This is a genomic window from Pseudolactococcus raffinolactis NBRC 100932 (assembly GCF_001591765.1).
GTDB classification, from domain to species: domain Bacteria; phylum Bacillota; class Bacilli; order Lactobacillales; family Streptococcaceae; genus Pseudolactococcus; species Pseudolactococcus raffinolactis.
This window is the reverse complement of record NZ_BCVN01000005.1, coordinates 1-16257: the sequence shown is the minus strand read 5'-3', so window position 1 is coordinate 16257 and position 16257 is coordinate 1. Positions and strand designations below refer to the sequence as shown.

Below are 16257 nucleotides of genomic sequence, written 5' to 3'. Positions count from 1 at the left end.
TTGTTGCTAGAAATGATAAAAGCATAAATATTCATCTTATGCTATAATATACATTATGAAGAAATTAGAACGTCAAAAGATTATTCGACAGTTAATCCAAAATAACAAAATAGAAACACAAGAAGAGCTCTCCCAACATCTTTTAGAAAAAGGGATTACTACGACCCAAGCGACTTTGTCACGAGATATTCGAGAGCTTGGGATCATTAAAAATCGTTATGAAGAAGGCAGTTTCTATACCGTTTTCGATTATGAGGGTGAGCCTGAAAATAGTGGTTTGATTCGCACGGCCATGAGCTTAATGGATACCATGTCAGCCTATGTCATTAGTGTGAGTCGCGCTATGTTCATCCTTGTCGTTCGTACCGGTCTAGGTGAAGCAGACTTAGTTGCAGATGCCATTGACACGTCTAATCGCTCAGATGTCTTGGGTACGATTGCTGGTGCAGATACCTTATTGATCACCTGTCAAGATGAAGCAAGTGCCGCAAACTTTGAAAGAGAAATCCAAAATGCCATCCAACCTCACTGATACCCAAAGTGCTGAATATGATCAAGCCCTTGCGGCGCTCTTAGCCCAAGTCTCTCAACATCCAGCAGTCCTAGCCTTTCAAGCAGCAGAAGAACGCTTGAAAGCAGCTGAGGATCTCTATGCGCTTGAAGTTGAGATGAAAGTCCTGGCTAAAGAAGCCGTCTTGTATAAAAAAATTGACAAGGTCAAGGCATATCAAGAAACTATGGCACGTTCCAAAATCATCGAAGCGCAACTTAATGAATCACCCTTGATTATGGACTACCGCCGCAAGTTGGTTGTCGCAAACGATCTCTTGCAGCATCTCCTACAAACCTTAGAATCACAAATTAACGAGGAACTTTATCGTGACAAGTAAAGCAGCACAAAAACCTGAAAAAATCTCACCGGGCATGCAGCAGTATCTGGATATTAAGCAAGATTATCCAGATGCTTTTTTGCTATTTCGGATGGGAGACTTTTATGAACTCTTTTATGATGATGCCGTTAAAGCAGCGCAAATTTTAGAGCTTACTTTGACATCGCGCAATAAAAATGCCGATAATCCCATTCCTATGGCGGGTGTGCCCCATCACAGCGTTCAGCAATACATTGATATCCTGATCGACTTGGGCTACAAGGTGGCGATTGCGGAGCAAATGGAAGATCCCAAAAAAGCTGTCGGCGTGGTCAAACGCGATGTCGTGCAAATCGTTACACCAGGGACAGCTGTTGATGCCCTCAACACCGGCAAGGAGAATAATTTCCTCGTCGCTATTGATCGGGATCAAACAATCTACGCCCTCAGTTACTTGGACTTGGCAACGGGGGAGTTCTTTGTCACATCACTTTCTGATTTTGAAGCCGTAGTCGATGAAATCTCTGCCCTTAAAGCTCGGGAAGTGGTTACAGGCTACGCTTTGTCATCTGAGGATGTGCAAGGCAAAATCCTTGAAACACAGCTCAACGTCCTCGTCTCACAAGAGTTGATAGGCTTTGATAATGCCGACTTGATTGATTACAGTTTAGCTGATCTAGAAATTGCTGTGGCTTCAAAACTTTTGAATTATGTGATGACAACGCAGAAACGTCATCTGACGCATTTGCAGGCGGTTCAACATTATGAAATCAAGGATTTCTTGCTCATGGATGTAGCCAGCAAAAAAAGTCTGGATTTGCTCCAAAATGCGCGAACAGGTAAAAAACACGGCAGTCTTTACTGGTTGCTAGACGAGACCAAGACGGCCATGGGAACGCGGATGCTGCGGATTTGGATCGACAGACCTTTGGTCAGTGCTTCAGCTATCCAGACACGTCAAGCGATTATTCAGACCTTTTTGGACCACTTTTTTGAGCGCTCTGACTTGACGGAAACACTCAAAGGGGTTTACGATATTGAACGTCTGGCCTCACGCGTTTCCTTTGGCAAGGCTAATCCTAAGGACTTGTTGCAGCTGGCTCAAACGCTGTCCAATGTCCCTGCGATTAAGGGTGTCTTGACGGATATGCAGGCGGAAGTTTTGAACCATCTCATTAATCAGTTGGATCCTATGCCTGATTTACATGAATTGATCACAAGTGCCATTGATCTGGATGCCGCTGCCACGATTACAGAAGGTAATATCATCAAAAATGGCTTTAATGCAACGCTTGATGACTATCGTGTTATTATGCGTGATGGTACGACTTGGATTGCGGAGCTTGAAGCCAAGGAACGTGAGAACTCTGGGATTAATAATCTCAAAATTGATTACAATAAAAAAGATGGTTACTATTTCCATGTAACCAATTCAAACCGCGAGCAAGTGCCTGACCATTTCTTTCGGAAGGCAACTCTGAAAAATTCTGAGCGCTATGGTACTGAAGCCTTATCACGATTAGAAAGTCAGATGTTGGATGCACGGGAAAACTCTGCTAGTCTAGAGTATGACCTCTTTTTACAGGTTCGAGATCAGACCGAAACCTTTATCGCTCGCATCCAGAAATTGGCAAAAACCATCGCTGAAATAGATGTGTTACAATCCCTAGCCGTTGTCGCCGAAAACAACCATTATATCCAGCCTGACATCATTAAAAATGGGCAAGAAATCCATATCATCAATGGTCGCCATGCGGTGGTTGAAAAGGTGATGGGCGCTCAGGAATATGTGCCAAATTCGATTGAATTTGATGCGGAGACGATGATTCAGTTGATTACCGGCCCAAATATGTCAGGTAAATCGACCTATATGCGGGAGCTTGCTTTGACTGTTGTCATGACGCAGATCGGCAGCTTTATTCCAGCAGAAAAGGTGCAGTTACCGATTTTTGATGCCATTTTCACCCGAATCGGTGCGGCGGATGACTTGATCAGTGGTCAGTCGACCTTCATGGTTGAGATGATGGAGGCCAATCACGCCATTCGTCGTGCGACGAAAAATTCGCTGATTCTATTTGACGAACTCGGTCGTGGCACTGCGACTTATGACGGGATTGCGCTGGCTCAGGCGATTGTCGAGTACATTCATGAGCATGTCGGCGCTAAAACCTTGTTTGCGACACATTATCATGAACTTGTTACACTGGAAAATAGCCTGCAGCACTTGAAGAACGTGCATGTCGCGACGCTCGAAGCGAATGGTGAGGTGACCTTCCTCCATAAAATAGAGCCAGGACCAGCCGATAAATCTTACGGTATCCATGTGGCGAAGATTGCTGGCTTGCCTAGTCCGCTATTAAAACGTGCCAAGGTTATCTTGTCAGAATTAGAAGCAGATACACCGAAATTGCAGACTAAGACGGTTGTTCAAGAAACACCAACTGAGATGCAGCAACTTGATTTGTTTGCTGGGACAGATGAGTTGGCAGAGGCTGTCCGAAATCTTGATATCATGAATCTAACACCGATGGAAGCCATGAACCAGCTTTATGAGTTGAAGAAGATGGTGTAAGGTAGTTGTAACAGATTAAAAAAGTAGCTTAGAATTATATGGCTAAGCTACTTTTTTGTGTGATAAGGTGAGGCGTGGGCTTATCCTATGATTCTTTTATGAAATTATTCATCAAAAATGAAGCGAAATGATAAAAAATAACAAAAGGATTGTTTTTATCTTCTTGACTTAAGGGAAAAAAAGAATAAAATAAATTATATAAAGCGTTTTCAATTTAAAAGGAGCATGATGCAACTCAAAACAAGAGTGGTGGTTCACGAGGTACGATATGCCTGCTAGTGTTAAAGGTTTAGGGAAATCAGGTACCATTCGTCAATAAAATGGAAATGATTTAAGTTCTTAAATATAAGGAGATGTGAAATGAACACTTTATTAAAGAAAATAACAATTGGTGTAATAATAACTCTAGCCAGTGGTTTATTATTGAGTAGCTCAGTAAATGCTGCCACCCTAGAAGATGCGAAAGAAGCGGTAGCAAGCGGAAAAGGGAAAGTTGTGCATCCTAAAATGGGGAGAAAATTAACAGACGAAGAAAAAAATCATATAAAAATTCGCCTGATGAAATAAGTCGAGAAATGACACAAGAAGAAGCCTCTGAATATTTCTCATATATTGACAAATATCAATCTGAAAATCATACCGATATTGTCCCAGCAGAAGCATATGATTATATTCAATACATTGCTGAAAAATTAGATGCGTCCAAAACAACAGTCATCACAGATGAACTTCGTGCAGATGCTGAAAAATATGTAAACGAATCTAAACAAAATGATTCAAATAAAGAAGTCGTTAAAGTAAAAAAAGAGAAGAAAACGACACACAAAAAAAGGTCATTGTGGGCTAAAATCATCAGTTTCAAATGGTTCTAATATTCAGATTGTAAAAAGTAGTTTAGAATTGAACATCTAAGCTACTTTTTTGGCGTGATAGGATGAAGATTTGGCTATCTAAACTTCAAATTGATCGCTATAATTCTGGTTGTCTCTCTTATTCCTAAGTATTGTCGTTTTTGCCAAAAAAGGTTGAATTTGCCTTTTGGAACTTGTCGTTGCCCATTTTAGCATCTTGCTTAACATGGCTACGGTTGGTTTATAATTTGAGGCTTCGATACCAACTCCTTGTTTCAACCATCTAAAAATAACGCGTTTATAGAGTTGGTAAACTGGAAAATCAAGAAACAGGATGTGATCTACTTCGTGTAACCCCTTGGTAAACTGAGGGCGGCCAACATCTTCAATGATGTAACGGTCTTGCTGTAAAATATGGGCAAAAAGTTGTGCTTGTTCTGTGACAGAGCGCTTGGTATTACCTGTTGGTGATTGGGCATCGGGTAGATGGACGACATTGTCTAGTGAATAGTAAGGGACATCCAATCTGTCCGATAGTGTTTTGGCTAAAGTGGTCTTACCACTAGCAACAGCACCGATGATATAGATTTTCATGTTTAGCTCAACAAGCCTTTCGTTTTCTAGGATGAATCCAGACCAATAAAATATAGCAACTTTTCAATAGCTTATTTTATCATATTTTGTAGTGCATCATTCATCTCAATAGGTTTATCTTTTATGCAGAACTTCAGTTCACTTTATAAAAATTCAGAAAAATAAGCCGTATCTTTTGTGTCACATCACAAAACATGGTTTAATGGTTTAAAAATATAAACGAACAAAAAAGGGAGAAAAAGTGAACAAGTATCATCATATGAAAAAAGAGCTAACAGACGTGAGCGATTTTCTCATCGCATTAGGGGATGAGAAAAGGCAAGCCATCATTATTAGGTTACTGGAGGAGGAGACGTGTCAGGGAATACAAGTAGGAGAAATGATTGAAGCGACTGGTTTATCGCGTCCAGCAATTTCACACCATTTAAAAATTTTGAGACAAGCTAAAATTGTGGCCTATCGCTCAGAAGGCACCAAGAATTTTTACTATCTGAATCATGACACCACCGAAATTTCGAAATTACAACACTTCTTAACCCAAGTCACAACGATCATGACACAAGAAAGTAGAAACGCATGATAAAAGTATTGATCGTAGAAACAAATGTCAGCCGCTACCAAAGCACAAATGAAGCAACAGGATTGTGGTTAGGTGAGAGCGCAGAATTTGTAGCGGAACTTCAAAAGCAAGGTATTGCTTATGATTTTGTCAGTCCAAAAGGTGGCTTAGTCCCGCTTGACCCACGAAGCATGACATATATGGATGCGTCAATCTGGAAAATCTATGAAAGTCAGGATTTCTTAGACAGAGGACTCCGAAATACCTTGAAACCAGATCAAATCAACCCTACTGATTATTCTGCTATCTACTTTACAGGTGGGCATGGCGTGATGTGGGATTTTCCAGAAAACTCAGAGATCCAAGCCATTGCCCGCTCGATTTACAAGGCTGGTGGTTATCTAACCTCTATCTGCCACGGCATTGCAGGTCTACTGAACCTTAAAGATGAGCAAGGCCATTATCTCATTGCAGGCAAAAAGATAACAGGCTTTACAACATCAGAAGAAATCATTGCGGGCAAGAAAAAAGTCGTCCCTTTTTTAAATCGAACCTTAGCAAGAACACACGGTGCTAACTTCCAGAAAAAACGATTTTACAAATCCCACGCACTACAGGATGGCCAGTTCATCACAGGTCAAAACCCATTTTCAGTCCGTGCTGTCGCTAAATTACTCATAGAGGAGTTGAACGCATATAAACCATCCTAGGCAGCAACAGTCAGATTGGCCAAGAACTGGCGAAAGCCTTACATCAAATCTACACAAAAGATATCCGCTTGGTCAGTCGTAAACCCATACGGGTCAATGCTACTGATGAGCTAGTATCAGCTGACTTACTGAAGTACGAAGAGGCAAACAAGGCCATCGCCGGCAGTGATATCGTCTACTTGACAGCTGGATTGCCCATGGATTCAGAGCTGTGGGAAGCACAATTTCTATTAATGATGGCCAATGTCATCAAAGCCTGTCAAGTGAACCAAAGTAAACTTGTATTCTTTGATAACACCTATATGTACGCCAAAACAGCAGCAATTCAAGATGAAAATAGCCCATTTGAACCTGTAGGCAGGAAATCAGCAGTACGTGCCCAATTGGCAGAAATGGTCTTGCAAGCAATGGCAACAAGTGACTTACAGGCGCTTATCTGTCGCGCACCTGAATTTTATGGACCTGGAAAAACACAGAGTATCACCAACACCATGATCTTTAACCCAATAAAAAACAAAAAAGCATTAAAGTGCCAGTCAGTGCGTTAACGCTAAGAACCTTGATTTGGACACCAGATGCTAGTCGTGCTATGGCCTTGCTTGGTAATACGGAAAGCGCCTATGGTCAAACCTGGCATCTTCCCTGTGAGGATAGCTTAACCTATCAAGAGATGATCGGCCTAGCACAGTCTATAACAGACGAAAAGCTGGAGTATTCAGTCATTAAGCTGTGGCAATTCAAATTAGGTAGCTATGTCAATCATAACCTAAAAGAACTTCAAGAACTATTGCCACGCTATCAGGTTGACAATCACTTTAGTTCTGATAAATTTAAAGCAGTCTTTCCAGAATTTACGATCACACCGATTGATTCTGGTATCCGACAAATTTTAGGTGAGGCTGATTAAAGACTTTGTCTGTGGTATCAAGCAGTCAATAGATTTGTGATATAATAAACCTATGACAAAACAGGAGAAACATCAAAAAATCATTGAGTTAGATGATAATTTAGCCAATAAAATCGCAGCAGGTGAAGTGATTGAGCGGCCGGCTAGTGTGGTGAAAGAATTACTAGAAAACGCCATTGATGCCAAGTCAACACAAATCACGGTCAAGATTGAAGAATCAGGTCTGAAATCAATCGAAATCATCGATAATGGTGAAGGGATTGCCCACGATGAAGTGGCGCTCGCCCTCAAGCGCCACGCCACAAGTAAAATCAAAGATGTCGATGACCTCTTTCGTATTCGGACGCTTGGGTTTAGGGGCGAGGCTTTGCCTTCTATCGCTAGTGTGAGTGAGCTAACGATTAATACATCCGTAGCTGATAATGGAGATGAGAGTGGGACTTTGCTTGTCGCTAAAGGTGGCGAGATCATCCAAAACAGTCCAGCCCCCAAACGCATCGGAACACGGATAAAAGTTGAAAATCTCTTCTATAATACACCCGCCCGCCTCAAGTACATCAAGAGTTTACAAGCGGAGCTTGGCCATATCACGGACATTATCAACCGCCTGAGTCTTGCCCATCCTGAGGTGGCTTTTACGCTGATTAACGACGGACGTGAGATGATGAAAACAGCTGGAACGGGCGAGTTGAAGCAAGCACTGGCTGGTGTTTACGGCATTTCGACTGCCAAAAAAATGATTGCGATTTCGGCTCAAGACCTGGACTTTGATGTGACGGGCTATGTCAGCCTACCTGAGCTGACTCGCGCCAATCGAAATTACATCACCGTTTTGCTCAATGGTCGCTACATCAAAAACTTTTTGATCAACCGCGCAATTGTCGATGGCTACGGCTCGAAACTCATGGTGGGTCGCTTTCCGATTGCGGTCATCGACATTAAAATTGATCCATTTTTGGCCGACGTCAATGTCCACCCAACCAAGCAAGAAGTCAGAATCTCAAAAGAGCGCGAGTTAATGGTCTTGATTTCTAAAGCCATTAGCCAAGCTTTGCAGCCGCAAACCTTGATTCCAGATGCTTTGGAGAATTTAACGAAGCAGACTAAGCCAGTCTTTCCAACACCAAAACATGAGCAGACACAGTTGCCACTGCAAAACAAAACGCTATATTATGATACGGATCGCCAGGATTTCTATGTGAAAGAAAAGGCGACCTTTGAAAAAGTACCAGAAACCTTGTCGGAGTTAGAGACATCGACAATCGTAACAGCGCAGTCTGATCCTGAGCCGGTACAAGCAGAAGTTTTGCTGACAGAAACGGTTGCCCTAGCACCTGAAGCAGACGAGAAAGCCAACCAGACTTTCCCAGAGTTCGAATTTCTATCGCAAATGCATGGCACCTATTTATTATGTCAGTCGCCAGAAGGACTGTATATTGTCGATCAGCACGCCGCACAAGAACGTGTGAAGTACGAATACTACCGCGATAAAATCGGTCAAGTCAACTATGACCAACAACAACTTTTAGCGCCGATTTTTATCAACCTGCCGCAAAATGACTTGTTGACTGTTCTTGAGAAAAAAGACTTGCTTGCTGAAGCAGGCGTCTTCTTGGATGCCTATGGCGACAATCAGTTGATTTTACGGGAACATCCGATTTGGATGCAGGATGACGAGATTGAGTCTGCCACTTATGAATTGATTGATCTCCTGCTAGATGGGCGTGAAGTTTCGGTTAAAAAGTATCGGGAAGATTTGGCCATTATGATTGCCTGTAAAAGCTCGATTAAAGCCAATATGTATATTGATGCCGCTAGTGCGCGTGATTTATTACAGCAACTTTCACAATGTGAAAATCCCTATAACTGTCCCCACGGCAGACCAGCCCTCGTCGCCTTTTCAAATACAGATCTAGAAAAAATGTTCAGACGCATTCAACAGACTCACAAAGGTGGTTGGAATACTCAGTTCTAAAAATCAGCATAATCTTTATGTCGTTCCAAATTAACTTATGACCTGCGAGCTTGCGAGTTGGTAAACACACAAAAGTGGTTGGAATACCCAGTTTTAAATCAACCTCATATTTATAGAAGGAAATTATGTACGAATATCTTAAGGGCACCTTGGTCAAGATCACACCGACCTATATTGTGCTTGACGTCTCAGGCATTGGCTACTTGCTCCATGTCGCCAACCCCTATGTCTTTTCAAACCTCGTGAACGCTGACATCGAAGTCTATGTCCACCAAGTCATCCGTGACGATGCCCACACGCTTTATGGCTTTACGGATGAAACAGAAAAACGCCTATTTTTACAGCTGATTTCTGTTTCAGGCATCGGCCCCAAATCAGCGCTCGCCATCATCGCAGCCGATGATAATATCGGCCTCGTCACCGCCATTGACAGCGGTGATATCAAATATCTGACCAAATTTCCAGGCGTCGGCAAGAAAACAGCCAGTCAAATGGTCTTAGACCTCGAAGGCAAGTTTGAAAATGTTGCAGCTGATGTCGCAAGACCACAGCTTCCAGCAAGTACAGAGTTGGACGATGCTTTAGAAGCCTTAGTCGCCTTGGGCTACAAAGCGACTGAACTCAAGAAAGTCCAAAAAAAGCTGGAAGGCACACAAGATACAACCGAAGGTTTTATCAAAACAGCTTTAAAATTAATGATGAAATGACTAATCGCAAGATTAGTTTTTTATTTTGATAGCACAAGTAAAGAGTTGAGGTCAACTTAAATCTGTGCTACAATCGAATCATGTTAGATTAAGGGTAGCTCCCTTGATCAGGCTGATAAGCTATAAGGAGTATCCGACGTGATTAAGTTTGCGATAGCAAGTGCGATGATTATCACGGCGCTTGGCAAGTATTGTATCAATTTTGCCTGTGCGTTCAAGATAATAAAAAACGCCTCTAAAAAGAGACGTTAATCAAAAAATACTCCAAAGCTTATCAAACGTCGAGAGTGGTACTCTCGGCGTTTTTTTATACGTCCATATTATCAAATTCTTGTAGAAAGGGCAAGTTCTTCGTCACGCTAATAGAGTTGGAGTTGTGTGGTACGTATATGACAAGGTGTAACCATGTCATATGGCTAATGATTAACGACTTAATCGCTATTTTTTGATACAATAAAGATATGGAAAACGACAAATTAACATCAGGGGAGTTACAGGACTACGATCTGGAACAAGACGGGAACTTAGTCGAACGCACCCTCAGACCGCAATACCTCAATCAGTATATCGGTCAAGACAAAATCAAAGAACAGCTGGATATTTTCATCAAGGCAGCCAAAATGCGCGAAGAATCATTGGACCACGTTTTACTCTTTGGTCCCCCAGGCTTGGGTAAAACGACCATGGCATTCGTGATCGCAAATGAACTTGGCGTCAATATTAAACAGACGTCTGGACCTGCCATCGAAAAAGCGGGCGACTTAGTCGCGATTTTGAATGAGCTAGAAGCTGGTGACGTCCTCTTCATTGACGAAATTCACCGCCTGCCTATGTCCGTCGAGGAAGTGCTCTACAGCGCGATGGAAGATTTCTACATTGACATCATGATTGGAGGCTCGGACAGCTCTCGCAGCGTTCATTTGGAGTTGCCACCTTTCACCTTGATTGGTGCAACGACGCGCGCAGGCATGCTCTCAAATCCCTTGAGGGCGCGTTTCGGGATCAATGCCCATATGGCCTATTACGATCTGGAAGATTTGACCGAAATCATCGAGCGTACCGCTGATATCTTTGAAGTTGACATCACAGGGGATGGCGCTTTTGAAATGGCCCGTCGGAGTCGTGGGACACCGCGTATCGCTAACCGCCTGCTCAAACGTGTCAGAGACTATGCGCAAATTAAGGGAACAGGTCTCATCGACGATGACATCACCCGCCAAGCCTTGACCATGTTAGATGTAGATGCCTCAGGCCTTGATTATGTTGACCAAAAAATTATTAAAACGATGATCGAGATGTACAATGGTGGACCAGTTGGTCTAGGAACGCTTGCGGTTAACATATCGGAAGAACGCGAAACACTGGAAGATATGTACGAACCATATTTGATCCAGTCCGGCTTTTTGGTTCGGACCCGTCAAGGACGCTGTGCGACTGCCAAGGCCTATGAGCATTTTGGTTATGAATATAAAGGAGACTGAGTGATGACCTTTAACCTGATACCATTAGAAGCGTTTGAAAAACTTGATATTCCCAACTTAAACGTTTTGGATGTTCGCCCACGTGAGCAATTTGAGAGTTTTCATATTCCAACAGCCGTCAACATTCCGATTGATGATGTGGAAGATTGTAAGTTTGAGCTGGATCCTGAAAAATCTTATTATGTCATTTGTCGGACGACCAATAAAGCCTATCGTGCCAGTCATGTTTTTGAAGATGCTGGTCTAAATATCCAATGGTCGCACCTGGTATGATTGATTATCAGGGTGACATTATTCGGAATAATGACGATTATTAGACCAAGAAAACGTCATCATAAAACGGTCAATGTAAGATGTGATTTTATCTTACATTAGCCGTTGACTTTTCTGACAAGTCTTTATATAATGAGAAGGTAAAGGAGGTATCTATTAGTGAAAGAACGTGAACTACGACGGTCAATGGCTGTTTTTCCAATTGGCACAGTTATGCAGTTAACAGATCTGACAGCGCGTCAAATTCGTTATTACGAGGATCAAGGTTTGATTTTTCCAGCAAGAAATGATGGCAACCGCCGCATGTATTCGCTTAACGATATGGATGTCCTGCTTGAAATTAAGGACTACCTCAATGACGGCTTAAACATAGCAGGTATTAAACGTGTTTATGAACAGAGTAAGGAAGACCTGGCTAAAGTCAAAAGTCAGTCCATTTCTGACGCAGAAGTACGCAGAATCTTAGAACAAGAAATCATGCAACAATCAAGATTTAACAAACCCAATACAAACTTAAGATAATGACCCATAAGGCAACTGAGTGAAATAAAAAAGGCGGCGTGTTCAGCACGCTTTTCTTACAGATTTACAAAGACTCAAAATAGCGTTTTGGGGTAAAGGAGAACAATATGACTATCACACCTGCAGACATTCTTAGCGAAGTCAAAGAGAAAAATGTCACTTTTTTGCGCCTGATGTTTACAGACATCTTAGGGACACTTAAAAATGTCGAAGTCCCTGCAACAGAAGAACAGCTAGAGAAAATTTTAGACAACAAAATGATGTTCGACGGTTCTTCCATTGAAGGTTTCGTCCGCATTAATGAATCAGACATGTATCTTTACCCCGACCTTGATACTTGGATTATCTTCCCTTGGGGCGATGAGAACGGCAAAGTCGCAGGCTTGATTTGTGATGTCTACAATCCCGATGGGACGCCATTTGCAGGAGATCCTCGTGGTAACCTCAAACGTGCTTTAACGCACATGGAAGCGACTGGTTTCAAGTCATTTAACTTGGGTCCTGAACCTGAATTTTTCCTATTCAAACTTGACGAAAAAGGCAATCCAACACTTGAAGTCAATGACCAAGGTGGTTACTTTGACCTTGCACCAACGGATACAGCGGATAATACCCGCCGTGAAATCGTCAATGTCCTAACTGACCTTGGTTTCGAAGTCGAAGCCAGTCACCATGAAGTAGCCGTTGGTCAGCACGAAATCGACTTCAAATATACCAACGTCCTGGAAGCCTGCGACAACATCCAAATCTTTAAACTGGTCGTCAAAACGATTGCCCGTGAGCATGGTCTTTACGCGACCTTCATGGCCAAGCCAAAATTTGGCATCAATGGCAGTGGCATGCATTGTAACATGTCCCTTTTTGACCAAGAAGGCAACAATGCCTTTTACGATCCAAAAGGTGAGTTGGAGTTATCAGAGACTGCCTACCATTTCTTGGGTGGTATCTTAGACCATGCCTATAATTTCACTGCCATTACTAACCCGACGGTGAATTCCTATAAGCGCCTCGTCCCAGGCTACGAAGCCCCTGTTTATATCGCATGGGCAGGCCGTAATCGTTCACCGCTAGTTCGTGTTCCTGCTTCACGTGGGAAAGGAACTCGCCTTGAGCTTCGAGCAGTTGATCCAACAGCGAATCCTTACTTGGCATTAGCTGTTTTGCTAGAATGTGGTCTGGACGGAATTGAGCGGAAACTTGAAGCACCAGCACCAGTTGAAAATAATATCTATATGATGTCAGGTGATGAGCGTAAAGCAGTCGGCATCACAGACCTACCGTCAACCTTGCATAATGCAGTGAAAGCCCTACGTGAAGATGACGTGGTAAAGGCTGCCTTAGGTCAACATATTTACACCAACTTTGTAGAAACGAAAAAAGTAGAGTGGGCCTCTTACGCCCAATTCGTCTCTCAATGGGAGATCGACAACTATCTCTATCTTTATTAAATAGACCGTAGCACATCAGTACTCAGTATATGAGAACTGGTGTGCTTTTTTATAAATTGTTAAAAATGAACATTAGTAAAAAGAAAATTCTAAAAATTACAACTATTGTTGCAATCAATAAAAAAATAATGTATAATGATGGTGTTAGAAGTTATAACATATAAAATGTCAGGAGAACTTAACGATGGAGAAAGTCAATATTCCGGAAATCTTTGCTGAAGATGTTTTCACGGATGCGGTCATGCAGCAACGTTTGCCAAAGAGCATTTACAAACAATTTAAAAAATCAATTGAAGAAGGCAAAGATCTTGATCTTGCGACAGCAGATGTCATTGCAAATGAGATCAGAGAATGGGCGATTGGCAAAGGTGCAACTCACTTTGCGCATTTGTTCCAGCCATTGACAGGCGTAACAGCTGAAAAACAAGATTCGTTTATCACAGCACCAAAAGCTGACGGTAGTGTCTTGACTGCCTTTTCTGGTAAAGAATTGATCAAAGGTGAACCAGATGGGTCATCATTCCCATCAGGCGGTTTGCGTGCGACCTTTGAAGCGCGTGGTTACACAGTTTGGGATACGACTTCTCCAGTATTCGTTCGCCACGATGCGGCTGGTACAACGCTTTTGATTCCAACGGCATTTTATTCTTATAACGGTGAAGCATTGGATCAAAAAGCACCATTGCTCCGCTCTATGCAAGTTATCTCAGATTCATCTATTAAATTACTTCGCTTGTTTGGTAATACGTCTGCAAGTCGTGTAGCACCTTCTGTTGGTGCGGAACAAGAATATTTCTTGGTCGATGAAGAGACTTTCCTAAAACGTAAAGACTTGATCTACGCTGGCCGTACCTTGTTTGGTGCTGCTGCGCCTAAAGGTCAAGAATTGGATGACCATTACTTTGGGACTATCCGCCAACGTGTTGCTGGCTTCATGAAAGATGTTAACGAAGAACTTTGGAAAGCTGGCGTGACATCCAAAACACAACATAACGAAGTGGCACCTGCTCAACATGAAATTGCGCCAATCTATGCCAATGCCAATGTTGCCGTAGACCAAAACCAAGTGGTGATGCAAACCTTGAAACGCATTGCTTGTCGTCATGACATGAAATGTCTCTTGCACGAAAAACCATTTGCCGGTGTCAATGGTTCTGGTAAACATAACAACTGGTCACTCGTGACGGATAAAGGCGAAAACTTGCTTGAACCAGGCTCACGACCACATGAAAACAAACAGTTCTTGTTAGTTCTTGCGTGTATCATTAAAGCAGTGGATAAATACGCTGGCTTGCTCCGTGAATCAGCTGCTGATCCAGGTAATGACCATCGTTTAGGTGCCAATGAAGCGCCACCAGCTATCATCTCAATCTTCCTTGGTTCGCAATTAGAAGATATCATGGATCAGTACGTGGCGAGTGGATCAGCTGCAACCTCTATTAAGGGTGGCGTGTTGGCGACGGGGTCTTCTGCACTTCGTGATATCTCGAAAGATGCGACTGACCGTAACCGGACATCACCATTTGCCTTCACAGGTAATAAGTTTGAGTTTCGTATGGTTGGCTCACGTGATTCTATTGCCTCACCAAATATTGTTTTGAATACGATTGTCGCTGAAGCCTTTGATGATGCATCAGAACGTTTGGCACAAGCAGAAGATTTTGATGCTGCAGTTGATGCTTTGATTGCGGAATACGCCAAAGAACACAAACGTATCATTTTCAATGGTGATGGCTACTCTGATGAGTGGGTTGTAGAAGCTGAAAAACGTGGCTTGCCAAATCTCAAAAACATGGTTGATGCAACCGAAGTCTTGGGTGAAGCCGATGTTGTTGCCTTGTTCAACAAATATGGCGTCTTGACACCAACTGAATTAAAAGCGCGTGAAGAAGTTAAATATGAAAATTACAGTAAGGTCATCAATATCGAAGCCCTTACCATGATTGACATGGCGACAAAACAAATCATCCCAGCTGTCATCAAATATACGAAATCATTGGCAGACACGGTCCTTGCTGTTAAAGCAGCTGGCTGTGATGCAGATGTTCAAGCAGGTATCTTGGCTCAAGTTTCTGATTTGTTGAAAGAAGCGAAAGCAGCCCTTTCTGAACTTGAAAAAGTTGCAGCAGAAGCAGCACAACAAGAAGAAGGTAAAGTACAAGCCCGCTTCTTTAATGAAGTTGTCTTTAAAGCCATGGATGCCCTTCGTGCACCGGTTGACAAATTGGAAATGATCGTTGACAAAGAAGCATGGCCAATGCCATCTTATGGCGACTTGTTGTTTGAAGTCTAAGGAAGTCATTAAATAAAAGGATTTCATAAGTTTAAACTTTTGAGATCCTTTTGGTTTGGTAGGAGAATTGAAATGAAAATTAATCACTTGGCATTGTGGACGCGTAACCTAGAGGCAATGCGTGACTTTTATACGACTTATTTCGGAGCTAAAAGCATTGACCTTTATCATAACAAGAAAACAGAGTTTAAGTCCTATTTCCTTAGCTTTGATGATGAGACGCGTTTAGAGATTATGACACGTCCAGATATTGCAGAAAGAACAGCAAAAGATGATTTTGGCTATGCCCACCTAGCCATGTCAGTTGGTACAAAAGAGCAGGTAGATGATTTGACAAATCTCCTAGCTCAAGAAGGTTTTGAAATTGTCGGAAAACCCCGTACAACGGGTGATGGTTATTATGAATCTGTCGTCCTTGATCCTGATGGGAATAAGGTGGAGATTACTGTTTAGTTCCCCAAATTAGAAAAAGACTGTCAACACCCCCAATAAGTGG

Annotated in this window: 16 protein-coding genes and 1 pseudogene; 16 read left to right on the top strand and 1 reads right to left on the bottom strand. The window is 42.4% G+C overall.

What is annotated here, in order from left to right:
* Positions 1 to 55 precede the first annotated feature (55 nt).
* The 5 genes from argR (at position 56) to LRA01S_RS02965 (ending at position 4313) form a co-directional block, all read left to right on the top strand.
* Positions 56 to 532, top strand: a complete 477-nt coding sequence (gene argR / locus LRA01S_RS02985) for an arginine repressor (protein ID WP_061774162.1) — start codon at positions 56 to 58, stop codon at positions 530 to 532.
* A complete protein-coding gene (locus LRA01S_RS02980) occupies positions 513 to 890 on the top strand; it encodes a YlbF family regulator (RefSeq protein WP_061774161.1) in 378 nt (125 codons plus the stop codon). The genes argR and LRA01S_RS02980 overlap by 20 nt, the downstream gene beginning before the upstream one ends.
* A 34-nt stretch (positions 891 to 924) precedes the next feature.
* Entirely contained in the window at positions 925 to 3441 is a 2517-nt protein-coding gene (gene mutS, locus LRA01S_RS02975; protein ID WP_061774221.1) for a DNA mismatch repair protein MutS, read from the top strand.
* A gap of 360 nt (positions 3442 to 3801) precedes the next feature.
* A complete protein-coding gene (locus LRA01S_RS02970) occupies positions 3802 to 4008 on the top strand; it encodes a hypothetical protein (protein WP_061774160.1) in 207 nt (68 codons plus the stop codon).
* An 8-nt stretch (positions 4009 to 4016) separates the two neighbouring features.
* Complete coding sequence (locus LRA01S_RS02965; RefSeq protein ID WP_061774159.1) at positions 4017 to 4313, top strand: hypothetical protein; 297 nt, start codon at positions 4017 to 4019, stop codon at positions 4311 to 4313.
* Positions 4314 to 4391: 78 nt separating this feature from the next.
* On the opposite strand, the gene LRA01S_RS02960 is transcribed toward LRA01S_RS02965, so the two are convergent.
* On the bottom strand, positions 4392 to 4886 hold the full coding sequence (locus tag LRA01S_RS02960) for a P-loop NTPase family protein (protein WP_061774158.1): 495 nt from the start codon (positions 4884 to 4886) through the stop codon (positions 4392 to 4394).
* A gap of 259 nt (positions 4887 to 5145) precedes the next feature.
* Here LRA01S_RS02960 and LRA01S_RS02955 point away from each other — a divergent pair, with 259 nt between their 5' ends.
* The 11 genes and pseudogenes from LRA01S_RS02955 (at position 5146) to LRA01S_RS02905 (ending at position 16214) form a co-directional block, all read left to right on the top strand.
* Positions 5146 to 5466 (top strand): ArsR/SmtB family transcription factor, encoded by a 321-nt coding sequence (locus LRA01S_RS02955; protein ID WP_061774157.1) that lies wholly within the window; start codon positions 5146 to 5148, stop codon positions 5464 to 5466.
* Positions 5463 to 6155, top strand: a complete 693-nt coding sequence (locus tag LRA01S_RS02950; RefSeq protein WP_239519119.1) for a type 1 glutamine amidotransferase domain-containing protein — start codon at positions 5463 to 5465, stop codon at positions 6153 to 6155. The genes LRA01S_RS02955 and LRA01S_RS02950 overlap by 4 nt, the downstream gene beginning before the upstream one ends.
* Positions 6149 to 7062: pseudogene (locus LRA01S_RS02945) on the top strand (NAD-dependent epimerase/dehydratase family protein). The gene LRA01S_RS02950 and the pseudogene LRA01S_RS02945 overlap by 7 nt, the downstream one beginning before the upstream one ends.
* A 52-nt stretch (positions 7063 to 7114) precedes the next feature.
* On the top strand, positions 7115 to 9037 hold the full coding sequence (gene mutL, locus LRA01S_RS02940; protein ID WP_061774156.1) for a DNA mismatch repair endonuclease MutL: 1923 nt from the start codon (positions 7115 to 7117) through the stop codon (positions 9035 to 9037).
* A gap of 125 nt (positions 9038 to 9162) precedes the next feature.
* Positions 9163 to 9744: a Holliday junction branch migration protein RuvA gene (gene ruvA, locus LRA01S_RS02935; protein WP_061774155.1), complete on the top strand. Its 582-nt coding sequence runs from the start codon at positions 9163 to 9165 to the stop codon at positions 9742 to 9744.
* A 461-nt stretch (positions 9745 to 10205) separates the two neighbouring features.
* The gene (ruvB, locus tag LRA01S_RS02930) at positions 10206 to 11225 is read left to right on the top strand and encodes a Holliday junction branch migration DNA helicase RuvB (RefSeq protein WP_061774154.1); all 1020 of its coding nucleotides are present in this window, start codon (positions 10206 to 10208) and stop codon (positions 11223 to 11225) included.
* Between the two features lie 3 nt (positions 11226 to 11228).
* The gene (locus tag LRA01S_RS02925; RefSeq protein WP_061774153.1) at positions 11229 to 11498 is read left to right on the top strand and encodes a rhodanese-like domain-containing protein; all 270 of its coding nucleotides are present in this window, start codon (positions 11229 to 11231) and stop codon (positions 11496 to 11498) included.
* A gap of 159 nt (positions 11499 to 11657) precedes the next feature.
* Positions 11658 to 12020, top strand: coding sequence for a MerR family transcriptional regulator (locus tag LRA01S_RS02920; RefSeq protein WP_061774152.1), 363 nt, complete (start codon positions 11658 to 11660; stop codon positions 12018 to 12020).
* A gap of 107 nt (positions 12021 to 12127) precedes the next feature.
* A complete protein-coding gene (gene glnA, locus LRA01S_RS02915) occupies positions 12128 to 13468 on the top strand; it encodes a type I glutamate--ammonia ligase (protein ID WP_061774151.1) in 1341 nt (446 codons plus the stop codon).
* 184 nt (positions 13469 to 13652) lie between these two features.
* The gene (locus tag LRA01S_RS02910) at positions 13653 to 15761 is read left to right on the top strand and encodes a glutamine synthetase III family protein (RefSeq protein ID WP_061774150.1); all 2109 of its coding nucleotides are present in this window, start codon (positions 13653 to 13655) and stop codon (positions 15759 to 15761) included.
* Between the two features lie 72 nt (positions 15762 to 15833).
* Positions 15834 to 16214: a VOC family protein gene (locus LRA01S_RS02905; protein WP_061774149.1), complete on the top strand. Its 381-nt coding sequence runs from the start codon at positions 15834 to 15836 to the stop codon at positions 16212 to 16214.
* The last annotated feature ends 43 nt before the right edge of the window (positions 16215 to 16257 follow it).

Coding starts and splice junctions, on each gene's coding strand:
- argR (WP_061774162.1), top strand. CDS start 56: ATGAAGAAATTAGAACGTCAAAAGATTATTCGACAGTTAATCCAAAAT.
- LRA01S_RS02980 (WP_061774161.1), top strand. CDS start 513: ATGCCATCCAACCTCACTGATACCCAAAGTGCTGAATATGATCAAGCC.
- mutS (WP_061774221.1), top strand. CDS start 925: ATGCAGCAGTATCTGGATATTAAGCAAGATTATCCAGATGCTTTTTTG.
- LRA01S_RS02970 (WP_061774160.1), top strand. CDS start 3,802: ATGAACACTTTATTAAAGAAAATAACAATTGGTGTAATAATAACTCTA.
- LRA01S_RS02965 (WP_061774159.1), top strand. CDS start 4,017: ATGACACAAGAAGAAGCCTCTGAATATTTCTCATATATTGACAAATAT.
- LRA01S_RS02960 (WP_061774158.1), bottom strand. CDS start 4,886: ATGAAAATCTATATCATCGGTGCTGTTGCTAGTGGTAAGACCACTTTA.
- LRA01S_RS02955 (WP_061774157.1), top strand. CDS start 5,146: ATGAAAAAAGAGCTAACAGACGTGAGCGATTTTCTCATCGCATTAGGG.
- LRA01S_RS02950 (WP_239519119.1), top strand. CDS start 5,463: ATGATAAAAGTATTGATCGTAGAAACAAATGTCAGCCGCTACCAAAGC.
- mutL (WP_061774156.1), top strand. CDS start 7,115: ATGACAAAACAGGAGAAACATCAAAAAATCATTGAGTTAGATGATAAT.
- ruvA (WP_061774155.1), top strand. CDS start 9,163: ATGTACGAATATCTTAAGGGCACCTTGGTCAAGATCACACCGACCTAT.
- ruvB (WP_061774154.1), top strand. CDS start 10,206: ATGGAAAACGACAAATTAACATCAGGGGAGTTACAGGACTACGATCTG.
- LRA01S_RS02925 (WP_061774153.1), top strand. CDS start 11,229: ATGACCTTTAACCTGATACCATTAGAAGCGTTTGAAAAACTTGATATT.
- glnA (WP_061774151.1), top strand. CDS start 12,128: ATGACTATCACACCTGCAGACATTCTTAGCGAAGTCAAAGAGAAAAAT.
- LRA01S_RS02910 (WP_061774150.1), top strand. CDS start 13,653: ATGGAGAAAGTCAATATTCCGGAAATCTTTGCTGAAGATGTTTTCACG.
- LRA01S_RS02905 (WP_061774149.1), top strand. CDS start 15,834: ATGAAAATTAATCACTTGGCATTGTGGACGCGTAACCTAGAGGCAATG.